This is a genomic window from Streptomyces sp. NPDC090088 (assembly GCF_044747345.1).
GTDB lineage: Bacteria > Actinomycetota > Actinomycetes > Streptomycetales > Streptomycetaceae > Streptomyces.
Window position 1 is genome coordinate 16,082 of the sequence record NZ_JBIVDZ010000009.1, and the last position, 22,958, is coordinate 39,039.

The 22,958-nt window shown below is 72.4% G+C and carries 13 protein-coding genes; 7 read left to right on the plus strand and 6 right to left on the minus strand.

Annotation, left to right across the window (positions count from 1 at the left end; all coding sequences use genetic code 11):
* Positions 1-61 precede the first annotated feature (61 nt).
* Positions 62-5,350 carry a hypothetical protein gene (locus tag ACIPSJ_RS36965; RefSeq protein WP_401352565.1) on the plus strand — a complete coding sequence of 1,763 codons (5,289 nt, stop codon included), beginning with the start codon at positions 62-64 and terminating at the stop codon, positions 5,348-5,350.
* A 291-nt stretch (positions 5,351-5,641) separates the two neighbouring features.
* Positions 5,642-8,002 carry a TIM-barrel domain-containing protein gene (locus tag ACIPSJ_RS36970; RefSeq protein ID WP_401352567.1) on the plus strand — a complete coding sequence of 787 codons (2,361 nt, stop codon included), beginning with the start codon at positions 5,642-5,644 and terminating at the stop codon, positions 8,000-8,002.
* 10 nt (positions 8,003-8,012) lie between these two features.
* Here the strand turns inward: ACIPSJ_RS36970 and ACIPSJ_RS36975 are convergent, their stop codons facing one another.
* Entirely contained in the window at positions 8,013-8,546 is a 534-nt protein-coding gene (locus ACIPSJ_RS36975; protein WP_359224652.1) for an NUDIX domain-containing protein, read from the minus strand.
* A 187-nt stretch (positions 8,547-8,733) separates the two neighbouring features.
* Between ACIPSJ_RS36975 and ACIPSJ_RS36980 the strand changes: the two genes are divergently transcribed.
* The 5 genes from ACIPSJ_RS36980 to glpK all read left to right on the plus strand — a co-directional run bounded on the left by ACIPSJ_RS36980 (position 8,734) and on the right by glpK (position 14,757).
* Positions 8,734-9,180, plus strand: coding sequence for a Zn-ribbon domain-containing OB-fold protein (locus ACIPSJ_RS36980; protein WP_401352569.1), 447 nt, complete (start codon positions 8,734-8,736; stop codon positions 9,178-9,180).
* Entirely contained in the window at positions 9,177-10,367 is a 1,191-nt protein-coding gene (locus tag ACIPSJ_RS36985; RefSeq protein ID WP_359224655.1) for a lipid-transfer protein, read from the plus strand. Before ACIPSJ_RS36980 ends, ACIPSJ_RS36985 begins: the two co-directional genes overlap by 4 nt.
* Before the next feature lie 112 nt (positions 10,368-10,479).
* Positions 10,480-12,120, plus strand: coding sequence for an EAL domain-containing protein (locus tag ACIPSJ_RS36990; RefSeq protein ID WP_401352572.1), 1,641 nt, complete (start codon positions 10,480-10,482; stop codon positions 12,118-12,120).
* Positions 12,121-12,425: 305 nt separating this feature from the next.
* Positions 12,426-13,163, plus strand: a complete 738-nt coding sequence (locus ACIPSJ_RS36995) for an MIP/aquaporin family protein (RefSeq protein WP_359224660.1) — start codon at positions 12,426-12,428, stop codon at positions 13,161-13,163.
* A 73-nt stretch (positions 13,164-13,236) separates the two neighbouring features.
* Positions 13,237-14,757, plus strand: a complete 1,521-nt coding sequence (glpK, locus tag ACIPSJ_RS37000) for a glycerol kinase GlpK (protein ID WP_401352574.1) — start codon at positions 13,237-13,239, stop codon at positions 14,755-14,757.
* Between the two features lie 60 nt (positions 14,758-14,817).
* Here the strand turns inward: glpK and ACIPSJ_RS37005 are convergent, their stop codons facing one another.
* From ACIPSJ_RS37005 to ACIPSJ_RS37025, 5 genes are read right to left on the minus strand one after another with little or no spacing between them, the layout of a single operon-like run.
* The gene (locus ACIPSJ_RS37005; protein WP_359224663.1) at positions 14,818-15,423 is read right to left on the minus strand and encodes an ATP/GTP-binding protein; all 606 of its coding nucleotides are present in this window, start codon (positions 15,421-15,423) and stop codon (positions 14,818-14,820) included.
* Positions 15,404-19,045 (minus strand): hydantoinase B/oxoprolinase family protein, encoded by a 3,642-nt coding sequence (locus ACIPSJ_RS37010; RefSeq protein WP_401352576.1) that lies wholly within the window; start codon positions 19,043-19,045, stop codon positions 15,404-15,406. Before ACIPSJ_RS37010 ends, ACIPSJ_RS37005 begins: the two co-directional genes overlap by 20 nt.
* 24 nt (positions 19,046-19,069) lie before the next feature.
* A complete protein-coding gene (locus tag ACIPSJ_RS37015; protein WP_355722724.1) occupies positions 19,070-19,465 on the minus strand; it encodes a DUF742 domain-containing protein in 396 nt (131 codons plus the stop codon).
* 9 nt (positions 19,466-19,474) lie between these two features.
* Positions 19,475-19,909 (minus strand): roadblock/LC7 domain-containing protein, encoded by a 435-nt coding sequence (locus ACIPSJ_RS37020; RefSeq protein ID WP_365684997.1) that lies wholly within the window; start codon positions 19,907-19,909, stop codon positions 19,475-19,477.
* Positions 19,906-22,722 carry a nitrate- and nitrite sensing domain-containing protein gene (locus tag ACIPSJ_RS37025; RefSeq protein WP_401352579.1) on the minus strand — a complete coding sequence of 939 codons (2,817 nt, stop codon included), beginning with the start codon at positions 22,720-22,722 and terminating at the stop codon, positions 19,906-19,908. Before ACIPSJ_RS37025 ends, ACIPSJ_RS37020 begins: the two co-directional genes overlap by 4 nt.
* Positions 22,723-22,958: the final 236 nt, after the last annotated feature.

Here is a 22,958-nt window from a genome sequence, read left to right on the forward strand (position 1 = left end):
GCACCGCACGTCGGGGGCTCACCGCGACGGGGCATGACATCGATGAGAAAGCAGGAAAGTCGTGAGCGTTACCGTTCAGATCAACTCACCCGCCGCCAATGCCGTCGTCGGCCGCACCGTAACCGTCAGCGCCCAGGTGAGCGGTCTCGTCCCGCAGGCCGGTGACCACGACCCGTACGACATTCTGAACAACGTGATGATCGCCGTCGCGGGCCTCCCCGCGGTGCAGGCGAGCAGTGCGGGAGGTGCGTGGACGGCGCAGGTGGCGCTGCCCGCGTCCGTCGCACCAGGTTCGCAGGTCTCGGTCACGGTGACCGTCAACTACCACTCGATCGACTTCTATGTGCCGTATCCGGAGCAGTGGCCGGACGTGTGGTCGGCCAACTCCACCGCGCTGACCGCCACGCAGACCATCCAGGTGCAGGCGGCCTTACCGCCGGCGTTCACCTGGTCGACGCCCGCCGACGGCAGCACCGTCGACCTCCAGGAGGGCGGCGGCCAGGTCACCGTCCAGCTCGGCATCACACGCGCCCAGCGCCTGCCGCTCACGATCAGCGTCACCCGGGACGGCACCACCACCTCCGCGCAGTTCGCCGGCGGCACCTCCTACCAGGTGCCGGTCAGCCTGCTGCCGATGCCGCTGGGGGCGCGGACGATCACGGTCGCCTGTGCCGACCCCGACGGTCTCACCGCGAGCCAGACCCACACGCTGACCGGCCACGACGCGGCGCCGCCGAGACTCGCCGTCGAACCCATCACCACGGTCGTCGGCGACGCCAACGGCAATGTCACGGCGGCGCTGCACGGCACTGCGCCCGACACCCAGAGCGGAATGACCGGTGGCAGCGCCAAGGTGGAGTGGGCGCTGACCGCCACCGGCACCAGAACCGCGGCGAAGCCGGTGTCCGGCAGCGACTTCGCCAACTGGACCGCGGACGTACCGCTGTCCGGCTTCGGCGCGCACACCGTCTACCTGTGGGCGACCGACAACGCCGGCAACACGGTGGCCAAGGACATCCAGGTCACGGTGATCAGTTCGTACGTGCCCGCGACCCTGGACGACCGGCTCGACGAGCGGCAGTACCTGGCCGCGTTGCTGTCCTTCGCCCAGGAGCAGGTGACCGTGGCCGGTCCGCCGGTCGTGCCGCTGGACACCGCGACGCTCGTCGCCGCGCTCGGCCAGCCCGTCGACCGGCTCAGCCAGCCGCTGTCGGCCGCCGCCGACCGGGGCGGCCAGGAGGTCAGCCAGCTCCGGGTGCCGGTCGAGTTGCTGCGGGCCCGCATCGCCGCCACGAACACCCCCACCGCACCCGGCGGCAATCTGGAGCTGAAGTACCGCACCACGGCCTACGCGTCGCTGCTGGCCGCCGCCGGAACGTCCTACGCGGAACTCCGGCTGGCCCGGGGCGCCGACGCCGCGACCCGCCGGGCGCTGGCCGCACGGCTGGGGATCCGGCTCTCGGCGAGCTCGCCCGACGAGCTCGACCAACTGCTCATCGACAGCCCGGCGATCACCGAGACGGGGCTGGAGACCCTGCTCGGGCTGCCGTCGACCACCGCGGCCGACCCGCTGCGGACCCCCGGTGTACCGCTGTTGCTCGGCTGGCGGCTGGCCGCCCAGACGGTGGACTGGGCGGGGCAGGACCAGCACCCGGACCCGCCGCGGGCGTTCGGTGTGCTCGCCGACCCCGACGTGATCGACGCGGGCGACGTGGTCGGCGGGTCGGCCGGTGACCCGATACGCAAACTGCTGGCCGACCGGGCCCAGTCCCTGAGCGCGTACACGCTCACGCTCACGGTGCTGCGGGCGGGCAAGACCCCGGCGGCCGGACTGGCCGCGATGATCGCGTTCGTGCTCCCCGGTATCGACCTCGACGGACTGGCGGCACAGGACGCGCAGGGCGTCGACATCGGCGACCAGCTGACCGCGCGGGGCCTGACCCGGGCCGGCTTCCTCTACCTGAACAAGCTCCGGGCGCTGGCCAACACCGGGACCGTCACCACCGCCGAGTGGAACGACGGCATGGCCGTGCTCACCGGGGCGCACAAGCGGACGGCACTGTACCCGGCCTGGCGGTCGGCCGAGTCGGCGTTCGTGCTGTCTCCCGACTTCTTCGTCACCGGCGGCACGGGGCCCGTCGTCAGCCCGTACCGCGCGGAGCCGGACGCCCGCACCGCGTGGCAGAGCGTGCTGCGGGCCAGGATCGCCCAGCGCCAGGACCTGGTCGACGCGAACGCGCAGGCCGTGGCCGCCACCGAGCAGACCGCGCTGCCGATCCTGCGCGACGCCCTGCTCGCCGACCTGGCCGCCACCACGACGGGCGATGCCGGCGAGGCGGTGTCCGCGCGGTACTTCGTCGACATGCTCGCCGGCGGGACGCTGCGCACCACCCGCCTCAGGCAGGCCGTGGAGAGCGTGCAGTCGCTGCTGTCCGCGAAGCGGTCGGGCGAACTCGCCGCGGACCATCCGGCGGCGAGCTGGACGCTCAAGAACGGCGTCGACACGTTCACGGCCGCCTGGAACTGGCTGGGCGAACTGGGCACCTGGCAGGCGGCGACCACGGCCTTCCTGTTCCCCGAGCGGCACCTGGACCCGATGCTGGTGCCGAGCACGAACACCGTCCCGCCGACTAACCCGGCACCTCTGGACGCCCTCCGCGCGCAGGTCAGCGCCCCGGGGGCCACTTTCACCGCCGCGACCGCCGTCAAGCTGGCGGCCGACTACCTGACGGCGAAGAAGCTCACCTTCCCGGCTCCGTACACGTATCTCGACCCACAGCGCCGGCGTGACCACCAGCTCGCGCTCGCGGGCAGCGCCCTGCCGGCGGACCCGGCGGAGCGGCGGGAGGTCTACTGGGTCGTGCCGATGCTGCTCGCCCAGCGTCTCCAGGCGGCCGGCGACTACCGGGCCGCCCTGGACTGGTACTGGATCCTCTACCCGTACGACCTGGCGGACCCCAAGTCGGTCTACAGCCGGATCAACAGCGAGACCGCCTCCAGTCCGGACCTGACCTTCCCGCCGGGCTGGACGGCCGGCCTCGACCCGTTCGCGCTCGTGGACTCGGCCTCCGCCAAGCGGCCGATGCCGTACACCCGCGGCACCCTGCTGTCGATCATCCGGTGCCACCTTGACTACGCCGACGCCGAGTTCACCCGGGAGACCGACGAGTCCGTCGCCCACGCCCGGACCCTGTACGTCACGGCCCGCCGCCTGCTGGACTCCCCCGCCCTGGTGGCGCAGAAGCCTTCGAACGTCGGCGAGCCGGCGTTGCCGATCCCGGAGCTCGTGACGTTGCGCACCCGGGTCGGCATGCAGCTCGCCAAGCTCCGCCAGGGCCGCAACATCGCGGGCATGCCGCGGGCGCAGGGGCTCTTGGCCGCGACGGTCAGCCAGCCCACGCCGTACCGCTTCAAGGTGCTCCTGGAGCGGGCCCGGCAGCTGATCGTCCAGGCGTCCCAGATGGAGGCCGGTTACCTGGCCGCGCTGGAGAAGTACGACGACCGTACGCTGCGGGTCTACGACGCGGTCAAGGCGGTCGAGTTGACGGCGGCCCAGTCGACCGTGGCCGCGAGCCGGGTGGGCGAGGCCAATGACGCGGTCGTCGCCGCCGCGGCCCAGTTGACGAAGGCCGACACCATGGTCGACGCCTATGCCGCGGCGATCCAGTCCCCCGCGAACAAGTACGAGACGGATCTCCTCCACGAGTACTCCGAGATGCGCGAGGTCAAGGACGAGATCACCGGTGCGGACACCGCGATAGCCATCGCGCAGGCGGCGTCGTCCGGAGCCAGTCTGATGGACGCGATCTTCAGCGGCGGCGCCCGGCAGGCTCTGGCCATCGCGATGGGTGCGACCGCGGCCGTCAGGGGTGTCTTCCAGCTCCAGCAGAACGACCTGGAGGCGCAGATGCAGGCCAACCAGCTGCACGCCGGCATCGAGCAGCGCAAGCAGGAGTGGCAGCTTCAGCAGGTCTCCGCCCAGCAGGACGCGCAGGTGGCCGCCGCCCAGGTCACCGTCGCGGCCGACCAGGTCACCATCGCGCGGCAGGAGCAGGCCGTCGCGACGCTCCAGCACGACCAGGCCACGGCGACGCTTGCGTTCCTCAACGGCCAGTTCACCAACGCGGACCTGTACCTCTGGATGAGCAACACGCTGGGCGGGGTGTACCGGTACTTCCTGCAACAGGCCACCGCGACCGCCCGGCTGGCCCAGGCCCAGCTGGCGTTCGAGCGGGCGGAGCCGGCCCGGGCCCTGATCCGCCAGGACTACGCGCTGACCCCGGCCGAGCTGACCGCCGACGCCGGGGCCGACCGGCAGGGCCTGACCGGGGCCGAGCTGCTCGGCCAGGACCTCACCCGGCTCGACGAGTACGCCTTCAGCTCGGCGCGGCGGCGGCTGAACCTGTCGCAGACGTTCTCCCTGGCCCGGCTCATGCCGGTGGAGTTCCTGGAGTTCCGGCGCACCGGCACGCTCGCGTTCGCCACTCCGATGTCCCTGTTCGACGCCGACTTCCCGGGCCACTACCTGCGGCTGATCCGGCAGGTGCACGTGAGCCTGGTCGCCCTCGTCCCGCCCGACCGGGGCATCCGGGCCACGCTGTACTCCAACGGCATCTCCCGGGTGACCACCGGGGCCGACGGGGCCTTCGAGGACGTCGTGGTCCGCAGCGACCCCGGCATCGTCGCCCTGACGTCGCCGGTCAACGCCAGCGGGGTCTTCGAGCTGGACACCCAGTCGGAGATGCTGCTGCCGTTCGAGGGCAGCGGTGTGGACACGAGCTGGGAGTTCCAGCTGCCGCCCGCGGCCAACCCGCTGGACTTCTCCAGCGTCGTCGACCTGCTGGTCACCGTCGACTACACGGCCGCCTACGACGACGGCTACCGCGGCCAGGTGGTCACCAGGCTCAACGCCGACCGGGACCGGGGCGCCGACCGGGTGTTCAGTCTGGCCAGGGACTTCCCCGACCAGTGGTACGACCTCAACAACCCGGCGGATCCGTCCGCCAGGTCGGTGACGCTCCCGCTGCGCGACATCGACTTCCCGCTCGGAGTCGACGGCCTCACCACCGCGGCCGTCGCCGTCCGCCTGTCGAGCGACGGCGCCGTCCCCGACACCGCGGTCACGCTGCTGCACGGTGCGGCCGGGGGCACGGCCACCACGACCGACGGCATCGCAGGCACCCGGCGCGGCAACGCCACGGCCTGGACCGCATGCCTCGGCACCAGCCCGGCCGGCGACTGGCAGCTCACCTTCGGCAGTGCCGCCGGCGCCCTGTTCGACTCCGGCGCGCTCGACGACGTCCTGCTGGTCCTGACCTGGGCGGGGCAGGCCCCCGCCTGGGCTCCCTAACCTGCCTCGGATGTCCGGTGGGCGGACGGCCGAGGGTCACGTCCACCGGAGGCACTCGCCCCAGGGTCCGCCGTCCGGCCCCTGGGGCCGTGCCCGTCTCGAAGGACCTTCTCTCCCTGCCTCCTTGACCAGAAGCCCCTGACCTGAACCTAAGATGCCTGACCTAGATCATCTGAACCGCACGGACGCTCTGGGCAACCTGGTCCGTGTCGTGAAGATGTGGTCCCGGCACGGGTGAACGGCAGTTGAACGGCACGCGCGTGTGGAGCGCTGAGTGGCAGGGTGAGCAGCATGGACGGTCGTGACCTGGTGCGTTCGGTGAGAGTGGTCGGTTCGAGAAATGCGGCTCAGGGGTTGCGTACCGTACGGGCCGCGTGGCGCAGGAGGCGGATCGATGCCGCCGCGCTGCCCGCGCGGGGCGCGGAGCGGGCCAGGGTGCCGGGGCCGGTGCAGGGCGCGGAGCCGGGGCCGGGGGGCGGTGTGATCCGTTTCAGCCGGTCCGAGCTGCGCATCACGGTCGCCGTGAACGGGGCGGTGTTCTGGGGCTGGGACGGGGCCGGTGCCGAGCCGTCGTACGCGCTCGTGGGCCGTTGCCCGGAGCCGGATCCGCGGGCGGTCCTGGAGCCGGACACGGACGGCGGCTGGCGGGTGGTGGCGGAGCGGGTGAAGGTCAGCGTCTCCCGGCACGGCGCGGTGGAGGTGAGCACGCCCGGTGGCGTGATGCTGCGGCGGGATCTGCCGCCCCGGTGGTGGGAGCCGGTGGACGGGGGCACGGCGCGCTGGGTGCAGCGCTCGGAGGTGGCCGCGGACGCGCGGTTCTTCGGTCTCGGCGGGCGCGCCTCGGGGCCGCGGCTGCGTGACGGAACGTACCGCCTGTGGAACACCGACCCCGGACGCGCCTTCGGGCCCGGTGACGATCCGCTGTACATCACCATGCCGGTGCAGCTGGTGGTGGCGGACGCGGCCGCGCATCTGGTGTTCCACGACACCTCGTGGGACGGGACGGTGAGCCTCCGGGAGGGCGAGGAGGGGGCCGGTTCCGGCCATGACCGGACCGGGCGGTCCGAACTGCGGATGGACGGCGGTCCGCTGCGCTGCTGGGTGATGGTGGGCACCCCCGCGCGCGTGCTGCACACCTGGGCCTCCCTGACGGGCGCGCCCGCGCTGCCCCCGAAGTGGGCGCTGGGGCATCACCACGCGCGCTGGGGTTTCGGCAGCGAGCAGGAGGTACGGCGGATCGTCGCCGGTTACCAGGAACGCGGTCTGCCCCTGGACGCCGTCCATCTGGACATCGACCACTACGACGCCCACCAGGTGTTCACCGTCGACCACGAGCGCTTCCCCAAGCTGCCGACGCTGGCCGAGGAGTTGCGGCGGGACGGGATCCGGCTGGTGTCGATCGTGGATCCGGCGGTGAAGGCCGAGCCGGGCAACGCGGTCCACGACAGCGGGACGGCGGTCGACGCCTTTGTCCGGGATCCGTCGGGGCGGGTGGTGGAGGGCGTGGTGTGGCCCGGGGAGACGGTGTTCCCCGATTTCACGCACGCGCGCGTGCGCAAGTGGTGGGGCGGCCTGTACGAGGAGCGGCTCGCCCAGGGATTCGCGGGCTTCTGGCACGACATGAACGAGCCGACGTCCTTCAGCGCCTTCGGCGAGTCGACGCTGCCGCGCTCCTCGCGGCACTCCCTGGAGGGCCGGGGCGGCGACCACCGGGAGGCCCACAACGTCTACGCGCTCTGCATGGCGCGGGCGGCCTACGAGGGTCTGCGGGAACTGGCGCCCGAGGAGCGGCCGTTCCTGTTCTCGCGCTCCGGCTGGGCGGGCATGCAGCGCTACGGCGGCACGTGGTCCGGTGACGTGGCCACCGGCTGGCCGGGGCTACGCGCGTCCCTCTCGCTGGTTCTGGGACTCGGGCTGTGCGGGGTGCCGTACTCGGGGCCGGACGTGGGCGGCTTCGACGGGAGTCCGTCGCCGGAGCTGTTTCTGCGCTGGTTCCAGCTGGGCGCCTGTCTGCCGCTGTTCCGGACCCACGCGAGCATGCGGGCGGGGCGCCGGGAACCGTGGGAGTTCGGGGCCGAGGTGCTGGAGCACGCGCGCGTGGCGCTCCTCGAACGGCGGCGGCTGCTGCCGTACTTCATGACGCTGGCGCACATGGCCCGGCGGACCGGCGCGCCCTATGTGCGTCCTGTGTGGTGGGGCGCGCCGGAGGACCGGGCGCTGCGCGACTGCGAGGACGCGTTCCTGCTCGGCGACGCACTGCTGGTGGCTCCGGTGCTGGACCCGGGCACCGACCGGCGTGCGGTGCAGTTGCCCCGGGGACGGTGGTACGACACGGTCACCGAGCAGGCGTACGAGGGGCCCGGGCAGGTGCTCGTGGACGCCCCGCTGTCCCGGATTCCGGTGCTCGCGCGCGCGGGTGCCGTCCTTCCCGTGCGGGGCGAGGACGGCGGGACGCGGCTTGAGGTGTGGGCGCCCGCCCGGGGGCGGACGGGGGGCGGGCTGTTCGTGCCGGACGCGGGCGACGGCTGGGACGAGCCGGAGATCGAGCGTTACGTCGCCCGCTGGGAGGGCCGGCGGGTGGTGGTCCGGCGCGAGGGCGAGAAGGGCGTGGCCGAGCCGGCCCACCCGGTGCGTGTCAGGGGGCTGGGCTGAGCCGGAGGGTTCAGTAGCGGCCCTCGAACCACGCGCGTACCGCCACGCTGTGCAGCGGGAAGGCGAGCTCCTCGGGCCTGCGCAGCAGCTTCCAGCCCTCCGTCTCGTCGGTGGCGCCGGACGGCGGGAGCCCTTCGACGGGACGTTCCGGGAGGAGCCCGAACAGCAGCAGGTGCCCGTCGGGGGAGCTCATGGCGTCGACGAGCCGTACGTCGCGGCCGGCCGCGTCGATGCCCGTCTCCTCCTTGAGCTCACGGACGACGGCGTGCCGCCAGTCCTCGCGGTCGTCGACATAGCCGCCGGGCAGCGCGGTGCCCCCGCGTGCGGGGGCGATGGTGCGGGTGATGACGACGAGGGCGGTGCCCTTCGTGTCGTACACGGGCTGGAGGGCGATCGCCACCGGCAGCGGATTGCGGTAGGTGACGTGGCCGCAGGCCGGGCAGGTGCGCGGCCAGCCGGAGACTCCCGCTCCGTAGGGCGCTCCGCAGCTCGAACAGTGCGAGCCCGGAGCGGAGTTGGCAATTGGGTGCTGATTTTCGGACACGCGCGGACTTTATCCGATCACGGGAACGCCGTCTTGCGGTCAGGGGAACGTCTCCTTCCGGAAGTGAAACGAACCGGGAAAGCCGGGAACCGGCAGGTGCGGTCGGTTCGCCCGGACGGCCTGCCCAATTCCGGCGCCCCGTGGCACACTTCTGACGTTCCGTCAGATCTCGTTCTCCGGAGGAGCTTTGTCGCGTACACACAAGCCTGCGGTCGACGGCTGGTTCACCGGCGAAGGAGACCGTTTCCGGCTCCTGGGCACCCGCTGTGCGGCCTGCTCCTCGGTCTTCTTCCCGCGCGAGGACGCCCACTGCCGCAATCCGGGGTGCGCCGGCGGCGAGCTGGAGGAGGTCCCGCTCTCCCGGCGCGGGCGGATCTGGTCGTACACCGACGGCAGGTACCGGCCGCCGTCACCCTATGTGAGCGATCCGGAACTTCCGTGGGATCCGTACGCGTTGATCGCTGTGGAGCTGGAGTCCGAGCGGATCGTGGTGCTGGGACAGGCGGTTCCCGGGATCACCGTCGCCGATCTGGCGGTGGGCATGGAGGTCGAGGCCGTCCCCGGAGTGCTGAGCGAGGACACGGAGACGGCCTGGACGACCTGGCACTGGCGGCCGACGGGGGTGGCGGCATGACGGCGGACGTGGCGGTGCTCGGCGTGGGCATGCACCCCTGGGGAAAATGGGGGCGCGGCTTCGTCGAGTACGGGACGGCGGCGGCCCGCGCGGCCCTGGAGGACGCCGGGCTCCGGTGGCGGGACGTCGGCTCGATCGTGGGCGCGGACACGGTGCGTGGCGGATACCCCGGCTATGTCGCGGGCGCGACCTTCGCCAAGGCGCTGGGCTGGCAGGGGGCCCGGGTGGCGAGCGTGTACGCGGCGTGCGCGTCCGGGGCCCAGGCGGTCGCCGCCGCGCGGGCCCAGATCCTGGCGGGGCTCGCGGACGTGGTGCTCGTGGTCGGCGCGGACGCGGCCCCCAAGGGGTTCTTCCGGCCCGCCGGAGGGGACCGGCCCGACGATCCCGACTGGCTGCGCTTCCGGCTGCTCGGGGCGACCAACCCGACGTACTTCGGGCTGTACGCGCGCCGGCGGATGGCGGTCTTCGGGGACACCCCGGAGGACTTCGCGCTGGTGAAGGTGAAGAACGCGGCCCTCGGAGCGCTCAATCCGTACGCCCGCTACCGCAAGCGGGTCACCGCCGAGGAGGTCGCGGCCTCCCAGGTGGTCGCCGATCCGCTGCGGCTGCTGGACATCTGCGCGACCTCCGACGGCGGCGCCGCACTGGTGCTGTCCAGCCTGGAGTTCGCGCAGCGGCACGGGGTGGCGCGGCCGGTGCGGATCCGCGCGGTGTCCACGGTGACACCGCGCTACCCCAGTACGGTGCTGGACCTGCCGGACATCGCCACGGACTCCGCGGCGGCGGTGGCGCCCCCGGCACGGGCCTTCCGGGCGTCGATCGCCCACGCCGCCTACGAGGAGGCGGGCATCGGCCCCGACGAGCTGTCCCTCGCGGAGGTGTACGACCTGTCCACCGCCCTGGAGTTGCAGTGGTACGAGGATCTGGGGCTGTGCGCCGAGGGCGAGGCGGCGAAGCTGCTGCGCGAGGGTGCGACGGGCCCGGGCGGCCGCATACCGGTCAACATGAGCGGGGGCCTGGCCTCGTTCGGGGAGGCGGTGCCGGCCCAGGCGATCGCCCAGGTCTGCGAGCTGACCTGGCAGTTGAGGGAGGCGGCGGGCGACCGGCAGGTGGCGCACGCGCGCGTGGGGATCACGGCCAACCAGGGGCTGTTCGGGCACGGCTCCTCCGTGATAGCCGTGCGCTAGCGGGACGGGCGTGACAGCAGGGATCGCACACCGTACGTGACCACCCCGAAATGGTGCGTGAACGTCTTATGAACTGCGCCTGGGCGTACGCCGGTGGGGTCATCATGCTCCCGTGCGCACCTGGACGGATGCTCTCCGTTTCGCCTTCCAGCCGGTGGTCAATCTGACGACCGGCGGGATCGCCGCACTGGAGATCCTCGCCCGCCCCGAGACCGGCGACATCCTCGCCGAAGCCCGCCGGAATCCCGAACTCGACGGCAGGCTGGCCGTGCTGGCCTTCCGCGCGGCGGCCCGCAAGGAGACGCTCCTGCCGCTGCACATCAACGTCTTCGCGGCCACCCTCGCCGACCTGGGCGGCATCGGCCCGCTGCCCGAGGCCATCCGGGAAGCCGGGCGGATGCCCTGGGAGGTGACCCTGGACGTCGTCCCGCCGTACACGCACGTGCCGCAGCAGGCCCTGCTGGAGGCCGTGGCGATCCTGCGCGGCCAGGGCTTCCGGATCAGCGCGGACGGCATCGGGGACGGGGATGTGCCGCTGCGGCTGCTCACCGACCTCTCCCCCGACCTGGTCAAGCTCGACGCCTCGCTGCTCGGCCGGCCGGCCGCGGTGCGGGCGATGCGCACCCTGTGCGAGGAACTGGGCGCCCTGGTGGCCGTCGAGGGCGTGGAGACCGAGCTCCAGTACGCGGCCGCCGTGTCGGCCGGCGCGCAGCTGGCCCAGGGCGAGCTGTTCGCGCCCCCGGCCCGGATCCCGGTCGCGGAGGTATACGTTCCGCCGCCCTCCCCCGCCGTCGTCGCCCCGCCACGCTCCGGGCCGTCCGTGCGGGAGTTCATCCGGCCGGCCGCGCTGCTGCCGGTCACCGCGTCCGCGCTCCAGGTGCGGGCTCTGCTCACCGGCTCCCCGGACGTCTCCGGCGTCCTCCTGGTGGACCAGACGGGCGCCCCCGTCCGCTCGGTGCACCGCTCCCGCTTCCTGCTGTCGATGTCCGGCCGCTACGGACACGCCCTGTACGCGGACCGCCCGGCGTTCAAGCTGGGCGACGCCCCGCGCACGGTCGGCGTCGACGCGACCGCCTGGGAGGTGCTGGACGTGGTGGCCGTCGGCGGCCGGGACCGCACCTCGGACGACGTGGCGGTGGTCGACCGGCTCGGGCGCTGCGTGGGCGTCGTACGCCTCGCCGACCTCGTGCGGTCGCTCGCCGAGAGCCGGGTCGAGGAGGCGGCCGGGCTCAACCCGCTGACGCGGCTGCCCGGTTCGGACGCGATCACGGGTGAGGTGGACCGGTGGATCGCGGGCGGCCGGGTCTTCGCGCTGAGCTGGCTGGACATCGACCACTTCAAGCAGGTGAACGACGGCGCCGGGTTCGCCGCGGGCGACGAGCTGATCCGCTCGGTGGGGCGGGCGCTGCAGGAGGCCGCCGTCGGGCACGCGCGCGTGGGGCACATCGGCGGGGACGACTTCCTGGTGCTCGCCGACGAGGCGGGGCTGGGTGCCGTGGCCACCCTGCTCGACGCGCCCTGGTCGGCGGGCGGACGTCCCGTCACGCTGTCCCTGGCCACCGTCGTGTGCGGCCCCGGCAGCGTGGCCGACCACCGGCAGGCCGCCGCCTGTCTGGCGCCCCTCAAGAAGGCCGCCAAGGCGCTGCACGGGGCGAGTTGGGTGCTGGGGCGGGCGGGACTGCCCGGCCATGAGATCCGGCGCGGCTCGGGCGCGTATCCGGCCCAGGCCGGGTACGCCGCGGTGGAGCCGTGAGAACTGTTTTCCGGTGGGTTGCCTGTCATCGATGCCGTCGGCGACCTTGACGCTCCCTGAGTGCCGGTGAAAACTTCCGGTGTCGGTCGACATCGCCGTACATTCTCGGCGTATTCAGGCACTGCGCCATGGGCCGCTCCTGTCTCCAGGCCTGTCCCCCGTGGGCGATTCGGCTGCTACGGCACGCTCGTCACAGACGCCGGGCGGGGCGCGGGGCCTTCCCTGCCTTCGGCTGACGTCGCCAAGGGAACCGTTCCTGCTCGGAGCGCCGGGGTGATCCCCCGGCCAGCGCCCTAGGAGCCGCCATGAGCAACGGAGACATATTCGTCGGCGAAGTCATCGGCACCGCCATCCTGATCCTCTTCGGGGCCGGGGTCTGCGCCGCCGTCACCCTCAGACACTCCAAAGCCCGGGCCTCCGGCTGGGTGGTGATCGCCTTCGGCTGGGGGTTCGGCGTCCTCGCCGGCGCCTATACCGCCGCCCCGCTGTCAGGAGGCCAGCTCAACCCCGCCGTCACCATCGGCATCGCCGTCGACACCGGCGAGTGGGGCAAGGTCTGGGTCTATCTGCTCGGCCAGTTCACCGGCGCGATGCTGGGCGCCGTCCTGACCTACCTGGTCTACCTGGCCCAGTTCCAGGCCAATGTCCGCGACCAGGAGACGGGAGAGGAGCCGACGCCGACGCTCGGCATCTTCTCCACGATCCCGGAGATCCGGAACCCGGTCGCCAACCTCATCACCGAGATCATCGCGACGATCGCGCTGGTCCTGCCGATCCTCGCGTTCGGACTCACCAAGGGACTCGGCGAGTCGGGCACCACCGTGCTGATCGTCTCGCTGCTCGTCGTCGGCATCGGACTGTCGCTCGGCGGGCCCACCGGCTATGCCATCAACCCGACCCGTGACCTCGGCCCGCGGATCGTGCACACCTTCCTGCCGATCCCCAACAAGGGCACCTCCGACTGGGGTTACGCCTGGATCCCGGTCGTCGGCCCGCTGGCCGGCGGGGCGCTCGCGGGCCTCATCTACAACGTGGCCTTCTGACTCGGCGCGGTCCTCGAACACACCGCGGCCCTCCCACCCACGCAGCCTTCCGACCAGCGACCAAGGGGTAGCCATGACGGACACCGCCGAGACGTACGTCGCCGCGATCGACCAGGGCACCACGTCGAGCCGCTGCATCATCTTCGACCACGGCGGCGCCATCGTCGCCGTCGACCAGCGCGAGCACCGCCAGATCTTTCCCAAGCCGGGCTGGGTGGAGCACGACGCCACCGAGATCTGGTCCAAGGTGCAGGCCGTGGTCGCCGGGGCGCTCGCCAAGGCGGGGCTGCGCGCCGACCAGCTGAGCGCGCTCGGCATCACCAACCAGCGCGAGACGACCGTGCTGTGGGACCGCGCCACCGGCAAGCCCGTGCACAACGCGATCGTCTGGCAGGACACCCGCACCGCGGCGCTCTGCAACGAACTGGGCGGCAGCGACGGCCAGGACCGCTTCCGCGAGCAGACCGGACTGCCGCTGGCCAGCTACTTCTCCGGGCCCAAGGCGGCCTGGCTGCTGGACAACGTGCCCGGGCTGCGGGACCGGGCCGAGCGCGGTGAGATCGCCTTCGGGACCATCGACTCCTGGCTGATCTGGAACCTCACCGGCGGCACCGACGGCGGCCGGCACGTCACCGACGTCACCAACGCCGGGCGCACCATGCTGATGAACCTGGAGACCCTCCAGTGGGACGCCACCATCCTCGCCGCGATGAACGTCCCCGAGGCGGTGCTGCCCGAGATCAGGTCCTCCGCCGAGGTGTACGGCACCGCCGTCGGCCAGCTGGCCGGTGTGCCGGTGGCGTCCGCCCTGGGCGACCAGCAGGCGGCCGTGTTCGGGCAGGCCTGCTACGACGTCGGCACGGCGAAGAACACCTACGGGACGGGCAGTTTCCTGCTGCTCAACACCGGCAACCGGCCGGTGCCGTCCAAGAACGGACTGCTGACGACCATGGGCTACAAGATCGGCGGCGAGGCGCCGGTCTACTGCCTGGAGGGTTCGATCGCCATCACGGGCGCGCTCGTCCAGTGGTTCCGCGACCAGCTCGGCATCATCCGCGCCGCCGACGAGATCGAGACGCTCGCGGCGAGCGTCGACGACAACGGCGGCGCCTACATCGTGCCCGCCTTCTCCGGCCTGTTCGCGCCCTACTGGCGCTCGGACGCGCGCGGGGTCGTCACCGGACTCACCCGGTACGTCACCAAGGCGCACCTCGCCCGCGCGGTGCTGGAGGCGACGAGCTGGCAGACGCGGGAGGTCGTGGACGCCATGTACCAGGACTCCGGGGTGCAGATCACCACCCTGAAGGTGGACGGCGGCATGACCAAGAACAACCTCCTGATGCAGCACCAGGCCGACGTCCTCGGCGTGCCGGTGATCCGGCCCCGGGTCTCCGAGACGACCTGCCTGGGCGCCGCCTACGCGGCCGGCCTGGCGACCGGCGTCTGGAACGACCTGGACGAGCTCAAGTCGCACTGGCAGAAGGACGTGGAGTGGACGCCCGCCATGGCGGCGTCGGTGCGCGAACGGGAGTACGCCAGCTGGCGCAAGGCGGTGGAGAAGAGCTTCGGCTGGATCGAGGAGGGCGACGAGTAACCCCCCTGGGACCACGGCCCGTACCCCGGTCGGCGGGGGTACGGGCCGTGTCGCCGCCGGTCAGCCGGTGACGGCCCGCCGGCGGGCCGCCCCGAACGCCATCGCGTGCTGGACGACGCCGACGAGCACGTCCTTGACCGACTCGCGGTCCCGGGCGTCGCAGAGCACGACGGGCACGTCCGCGTCGAGGTCGAGGGCCTGACGGACATCGTCCACCGGGTAGCGGGCCGCGTTCTCGAAGCAGTTGACGCCGATGACGAACGGTATGGAGCGCCGCTCGAAGTAGTCGACGGCGGCGAAGCAGTCCTCCAGGCGGCGGGTGTCGGCGAGCACGACGGCGCCCAGCGCGCCCTCGGACAGCTCGTCCCACATGAACCAGAACCGTTCCTGCCCGGGGGTGCCGAACAGGTACAGCACCAGGTCCTCGCGCAGGGTGATGCGGCCGAAGTCCATGGCGACGGTGGTGGTGTGCTTGCCCTCGACGCCGTTGGTGTCGTCGACCGGCCGCCCGGCCTCGGTGAGCAGCTCCTCCGTGCGCAGCGGCCTGATCTCGCTGACCGCGCCGACGAGGGTCGTCTTGCCCACGCCGAAGCCGCCCGCCACGAGGATCTTGAGCGTGACGGGTTCGACCGGGGGCTTGCCGCGCTCAGATCGGCCGAAGATCATCGGTCTCTTCTCCTGCTAGGTGGGGGTCGTGCCTGACGGGGGTCGATGACGGACGTCCGTATCCGCCGCCGCCTGGGGTTTCGATGACGAGTACGTCGTCGGGGCCGACGTCCGCCGCGTCGCTGCCGCCGAGTCCGGTGACCGTGCCGTCGGCCCGCTCCACCCGGTTGGCGCCGAGTGCGCCGGGTGCGCCGCCCGCCATGCCGTACGGCGGGACGCGGCGGTGCTGGGAGAGGGTGGAGACGGTCATGGGTTCGAGGAAGCGGATCCGGCGGACCGCGCCGTCCCCGCCGTGCCAGTGGCCGGCGCCGCCGCTGCCCCGTCGTACGGCGAACTCGTCGAGGCGGACGGGCAGCCGCCACTCCAGGACTTCCGGGTCGGTGAGCCGGGAGTTGGTCATATGGGTCTGTACGACGCTCGCGCCGTGGAATCCGTCACCGGCGCCGGATCCGGAGGCGACCGTCTCGTAGTACTGGTGGCGCTCGTTGCCGAAGGTGACGTTGTTCATCGTCCCGGAACCCTCGGCCTGGACTCCCAGCGCCGCGTAGAGGGCGCCCGTGATGGCCTGGGAGGTCTCGACGTTGCCCGCGACGACGGCGGCCGGCGGCTCGGGGGCGAGCATGGATCCGGCCGGTACGACGATGTCCAGGGGCCGCAGGCAGCCGTCGTTGAGCGGGATGTCGTCGGCGACCAGGGTACGGAAGACGTACAGCACGGCCGCGTTGACCACCGAGAAGGGGGCGTTGAAGTTGGTGGCCAGCTGCGCGGAGGTGCCCGTGAAGTCGATGGTCGCGCGCCGGTCGTGGCGGTCCACGCGCACGCGTACGCGGATGACGGCGCCCGAGTCGGTCTCGTAGGCGTACTCGCCGTCGTCCAGGGCGTCGATGACGCGGCGGACCGCCTCCTCCGCGTTGTCCTGGACGTGCCGCATGTAGGCCTGGACGACGTCGAGGCCGAAGTCCTCGATCATGCGGGTGACCTCGTCGACGCCCTTGCGGTTGGCGGCGATCTGGGCGCGCAGGTCGGCGAGGTTGGTCTTCGGGTTGCGGGACGGGTACCGCGCTCCGGTGAGCAGGCGTAGGGTCTCCGGCTCGCGGAAGCGGCCGTCCTCGGCGAGCAGCCAGTTGTCGAAGAGGACGCCTTCCTCCTCGATGGTGCGGCTGTTCGCCGGCATGGAGCCGGGTGCGATGCCGCCGATCTCGGCGTGGTGGCCGCGGGAGGCGACGTAGAACCGGATCCGGTCACCCTGTGTGTCGAACACGGGCGTGACGACGGTGACGTCCGGCAGGTGGGTGCCGCCGTGGTACGGGTCGTTGACGGCGTAGGTGTCGCCGGGCCGCATCGAGGTGCCGCGGCGGCGGATGACCTCCTTGACGCTGGTGCCCATGGAGCCCAGGTGGACCGGGATGTGGGGGGCGTTGGCCACCAGGTTCCCGTCCGGGTCGAACAGGGCGCAGGAGAAGTCCAGGCGTTCCTTGATGTTGACGGACTGGGCCGTCGACTCCAGCCGGGCGCCCATCTGTTCGGCGATCGACATGAACAGGTTGTTGAAGACCTCCAGCAGGACCGGGTCGGCTTCCGTGTCGAGATCGGAACTCTGCGTGACCGCCGCGCGTTCCATGACCAGATGCCCGCCGTCGGTCGCCGCGGCCCGCCAGCCGTCGTCGACCACGGTGGTGGCACCGGCCTCGGTGACGAGCGCCGGGCCGGTGACGGACACCCCGGGAGGCAGGGCCTCCCGGCGGTGGAGGGGTACGTCGCGCCAGGCGCCGCCGGTGTGCAGGCGGACGGTCTCCGGGGCGGCGGGGCGGCCCTCGTACGGGGCGAGGGCGGAGAGATCGGGGGGTGCGGTGATGCCGGTGGCTTCCACGGAGAGGGCTTCGACGACGACCGGGCGGTCGAGGGTGAAGGAGTACGTGGCGCGATGACGTTCTTCGAAGGCGTGTTTCATCGCGTCGGGCTCGGTGAGCTCGACGGTGAGGGTGGTGTCGGTGCCGTCGTAGCGGAGCTGGGCGCGGCGGGTGACCTCGATGTGGTCCTCGGGGACGTCCTCGGCGAGGAGTTCGGCGCGGGCCGCGGCCTCCAGGTCGTCGGCGGTCTTGCGGACGCCGGGCATCGCGGCGGGCTCCAGCGGGGCCTCGACGGACTGTTCGCGCATGGCGGTGGTGTCGGCGAGGCCGATGCCGAGCGCGGACAGGACACCGGCCATGGGCGGCACCAGGACGGTGCGGATGCCGAGCGAGTCGGCAACCATGCACGCGTGCTGCCCGCCGGCCCCGCCGAAGGTGGTGAGGGCGTAGCGGGTGACGTCGTGGCCCTTCTGGACGGAGATGCGCTTCACGGCGTTGGCGATGTTGGCCACGGCGATGCTCAGGTAGCCCTCGGCGACCTGCTCCGGGGTGCGGTCGTCGCCGGTCCGCTCGCGGATCTCCCGCGCGAGGCCGGTGAAGCGGTCCCGGACCAGGTCCGCGTCCAGGGGCTGGTCCCCGTCGGGCCCGAACACCCGTGGGAAGTGCGCGGGTTGGATACGGCCGAGCATGACGTTGGCGTCGGTGACGGCGAGCGGGCCGCCGCCCCGGTAGCAGGCCGGGCCGGGGTCGGCGCCGGCCGAGTCCGGCCCGACGCGGTAGCGGGAGCCGTCGAAGTGCAGCACCGAGCCGCCGCCCGCGGCGACGGTGTGGATGTCCAGCATGGGCGCGCGCAGCCGGACGCCCGCGATCCGCGTGGTGAAGACCCGCTCGTACTCGCCCGCGTAATGGGACACGTCGGTGGAGGTGCCGCCCATGTCGAAGCCGATGACCCGGTCGAAGCCGGCGAGCCGCGACATCCGGGCCATGCCGACGATCCCGCCGGCCGGGCCGGAGAGGACGGCGTCCTTGCCGCGGAACTGACCGGCCTCGGCGAGGCCGCCGTTGGACTGCATGAACATCAGCCGCACGCCTTCGAGCGCGTCGGCGACCTGCCGGACGTAGCGGCGCAGCACCGGCGACAGGTAGGCGTCGACGACGGCGGTGTCGCCGCGCGGGACGAGCTTCATCAGCGGGCTGACCTCGCTGGACAGCGAGATCTGAGGGAAGCCGGTGCGGGCGGCCAGCTCGCCGATCGCCTGCTCGTGGGCAGGGTGGAGGTGGCTGTGCAGGCAGACGACGGCGACGGCGCGGATCCCGTCGTCGTACGCCTCCCGCAGCGGGCCGGAGAGCGCGGCCAGGTCGGGGGCGCGCAGGACGGTGCCGTCGGCGGCGACGCGCTCGTCGGCCTCGACGACCCGTTCGTACAGCAGCTCGGGCAGGTCGATGCGGCGGGCGAAGATACGGGGGCGGTTCTGGTAGGCGATGCGCAGGGCGTCGCGGAAGCCGCGGGTGATGACGAGAAGGGTGCGCTCGCCCTTGCGTTCCAGGAGCGCGTTGGTGGCGACGGTGGTGCCCATGCGGACCGCGTCGACGGCGGCGACGGGGTCGCCGGAGCCGCCGAGGAGTTCGCGGACGCCTGCCACGGCCGCGTCGGCGTACCGCGCGGGGTTGTCGGAGAGGAGTTTGTGGGTGAGCAGCCGGCCGTCCGGGCGCCGTGCGACGACGTCGGTGAACGTACCGCCACGGTCGACCCAGAACTGCCAGCCTGTCACGTCACTACTCCGCATCCGCGCCGGTCACAGCGCCCGGAGGCCGTTGATCACGTCGCGCAGAATACTCTCGTCCACCAGTTCCGCCGGGGGTACCGGGCGGTTGACATGGACGAGTTCCCCGTCGACGAGGTCGCCGATGAGGACCCGGACCACTCCGATGGGGAGATCGAGTTCCGAAGCCAGCTCGGCGACCGACTGCGGAACGTCGCGGCAGAGCTCGACGATGTCCACGTGCTCCGGGGAGAGTGTCCGGTCGGCCTCCGGGTCGTCCGCGTGGGGCTCCGTGACGACCACCGCGATCAGATCGAGGCGGTGCTGGGCCGCACTGGTGGTGCGGCCACGCGTCATGGCGTACGGACGGACGACCGGTCCGGCCTCGTCGTCGAACCAGTGACTTCTTCCCTGACCGTCTCCGCTCATGTCACTCCACTACCCGCCCGAGGGCAGGTCGGTGCGCGGAGCGGACCCCAGATGTATGCCGACCCGCTTGACCAGGAGCGTCATCTCGTACGCGACCTGGCCGACGTCGGAGTCGGCGTCGGAGAGGACGGCGAGGCAACTGCCGTCGCCGGCGGCCGTGACGAACAGGAAGGCCTCGTCGAGCTCGACGACGGTCTGCCGGACGGTGCCCGCCTCGAAGTGGCGTCCCACGCCCTTGGCGAGGCTGTGGAAGCCGGAGGCCACGGCCGCCAGGTGCTCGCCGTCCTCTCTGGTGAGGTCCTTGGAGACACCGGTGGGCAGGCCGTCGCCGGAGAGCACGACGGCCTTGCGGATGCTGGCGACCCGGTCCACGAGGTCGTCCAGGAGCCAGTTCAGCTCGCGCTTGTTCGTCGCCGTGTGGCCGGTCGCCTTCGGATCGGTCATCGACCGTCCCCCTTAGTCGTTCCTTGCGCTGTGCCGTTCCGGGACCCGTCGCCCGCGGTGTTCTCCTCACGGCCGCGCTGCCAGCCGCGCTGGAGCGAGGCCATGCGGCTGCGCACCTCGTCGGCGTCGCGCTCGGCGGGTTCCGCCGCGCGCGTGGCGGGTCGTGTCGGGTCCTGTCGCAGCTGTGGGGCCAGGTTGGCCTGCCGTACCCGCTTGGGCAGCGGCCGGGTGCCGGATGCGGCCTCCGGGGGTGTGCTGCCGGGGGGCGGGACGGAGTCTTCGGTGCCGCTGCCGGCGGTGGGCTCGGCGTGCCGGGCGCGCCGGGGCAGGGCGGGGAGGCCGGCGGGTTCGCCGGGGCCGCCGGTCGTGGGGACCGTGTGGTCCGGGGCGCGGTCGGCCGGGCCGGCGGCGCGCTGCGGGGAGGGGTCGGTGCGGCGGCGGGAGGGCAGCGGGGCGAGTCCGCCCGGTTCGGGGCGGACCGGGTCCGGCTCGTCCGGCTCGGCGCGGCGGGAGCGCTGCTCGGTGACGGGCCTGCCGTGCGAGCTGACCAGCTTGGGCGTGCGCCGCGTGGGCAGCGGCACGGGGCTGTCGGCGCGCTCGTCGCGGAAGCCGTCCGCGGTCTCCAGGGCCGGCTGGTGAAGTTCGCCCACGGCGGGGGTGGGCTCGTCCGCGCGGCCGAGGGAACGGCGGTGGCGGAACAGCCCGCCGCGCTCGCTGTCCTCGTCGGCGAGGGCGCCCGGGAAGCCGTCCAGCGCGTCCAGGTCGACGGGTGCCTCCAGCTCGACCGGCCCGTCCAGGAGCGCGGCCGGCCGGCCGGGCCGCTGCGCCGGCATCTGGGCCAGGGCTGCGGTGCGGCCCTCCTCGGGCTCGGCCTCCGGGGAGGGCCGGTCGAGGCGGAAGCCGATGCCGTTGGTGTCGGGGACGTCGTCGGTCAGCAGCACGTCGGGGATGAAGACGACGGCGGTGGTGCCGCCGTAGGGGGACGGCTGGAGCGAGACGCGGACGTTCTGGCGCTGGGCGAGGCGGCTGACCACGAACAGGCCGAGCCGGTCGGTGTCGGAGAGCTCGAACTCGGGGGTCTCGGCGAGCCGCAGGTTGGCCTCCAGGAGCGCCTCGGCCGCCATGCCGAGGCCGCGGTCGTGGATCTCCAGGGTGAATCCGTTGGCGACCCGTTCGCCGAGGACCTGGACGGCGGTGTGCGGGGGCGAGAACACCGTGGCGTTCTCCAGGAGTTCGGCCACCAGGTGGGTGAGGTCGGCGACGGCCGGCCCGGTGACGGCGACGCGGGGCAGCCGGCGGACCTCGATGCGCTCGTAGTCCTCGACCTCGGCCACCGCGGCACGCACCACGTCCATCAGCTGGACGGGCCGGCGCCACTGCCGCGAGGGTGCCGCGCCGGAGAGGATCACCAGGCCTTCGGCGTGCCGGCGCATACGCGTGGTGAGGTGGTCCAGGCGGAAGAGGTCGGCGAGTTCGTCGGTGTCCTCGGTCCGGCGTTCCATGGTGTCGAGCAGGGTGAGCTGCTTGTGCAGCAGGACCTGGCTGCGGCGGGCGAGGTTGACGAAGACCTCGGAGACACCGGAGCGCAGTTCGGCCTGTTTGACGGCGGCTTCCACGGCGGCGCGCTGCAGGGTGTTGAGTGCCTGGCCGACCTCGCCCATCTCGTTCTTGTCGTACTCCAGGCGCGGGACCTCGGTCTCCACGTCGACCTGTTCGCCCGCGGACAGCCGGCGCATCACGCTCGGCAGCCGGACTCCGGAGGCCTCGTGCGCCTCCTGGCGCAGCAGTCGCAGGTCGCGGATGAGGCCGCGGCCGACCCGGACGGACACGATGAGCGAGAACAGCAGGGCGACCAGACCGAGGACGCCGACGGCGGCCGCCCGGACGATCACGCTGATGACGGCGGGCCGGACCCGGTCCTGATAGCGGTCGGCGGCCTGGTCGTCGAGGTCGCCCAGCTCCTTGAGGACGTTGCCCGCGGCGGAGTCCCAGCTCTTCGCGCCGACGTCGTCCGGCAAGCCCGACCCGGCGGCGATGACGGACTTCTCGGCCGCTCGGAGCGGAGCCGTCGTGGCGTTGCTCCAGAAGCGGTCGAAGCGGTCGCGTTCGGCGGACGGCAGCAGCGGCAGGCCGACGTTGTACAGGAGGGTGCGCTGGGCGACGAGGTCGGCGATCTCGCGGCTCTCCTCGCGGGAGAGTTTCCCGACCACCAGGGCGGAGCCGAGCAGGGCGTCCTCGCGGGAGACGAGTTCGCGGGCGAGCGTGACGTTGTCGAGGGCGCGGGCCTGCTTCTCCAACTCGACATCGCTGGGCCCGTCGAGGGTGGTGAGCAGCGCGAAGCACGGGTCGACGAGACGGTTGTAGAGGTCGAAGGCCTGGGCCCGGTCGACCGTGCCCTCCTCGACGCTGCGACGCAGGGTGTCGATGCCCTCGAAGGCGTCGAGCACGGCCGAGAGGCCCTCTCGGTCGTCGGCGTCCATCCCGTCGAGGGCGCCCTGCTTCTTTGCGTTCCTGCGGAGTTCGGCGACGGCGCTGTCGGTGGCGGCGCGCGTGCGGTGCAGGGCGGTCAGCGCGTCGGCGGCGCGCGGGTCGGCGAGATAGACGAGGGTCTGCCGGCGTTCCTGCTGCAGGACCCGGGTGGTGTCCTCGGTGGGGTAGCCGATGTCCTCGATGACGGACGAGACCTGGAAGAGTCTGGTGACCTCGTGTCCCGTCAGTACGGTCGCGAAGCCCCAGACCGCGGCCAGGGACACCAGCGGCACGAGAAGCAGCGCCACGATCTTCCGGCGGATCGACTTCCCGCGAAAGCGCATGTCCTCCCCCTGCTCGTCCCCCGCCGCCCGGGGGTACATATGTGCGTCAACAAACGGCGTGAGCCTACTACCGCCACATGGATAACTCGAAGGCGTGTCCGGACGATGAACTTCCGCCCCGGGGTCGGCACATGACGAACGGGCAGGGAGAGTTGTCCGGGCATTGCGGGAGATTGCCCCCGCGGTCACGCCGAGTTCGTGCGAGTGGGGCGGGAACGGGACGAAGGATCAGTTGG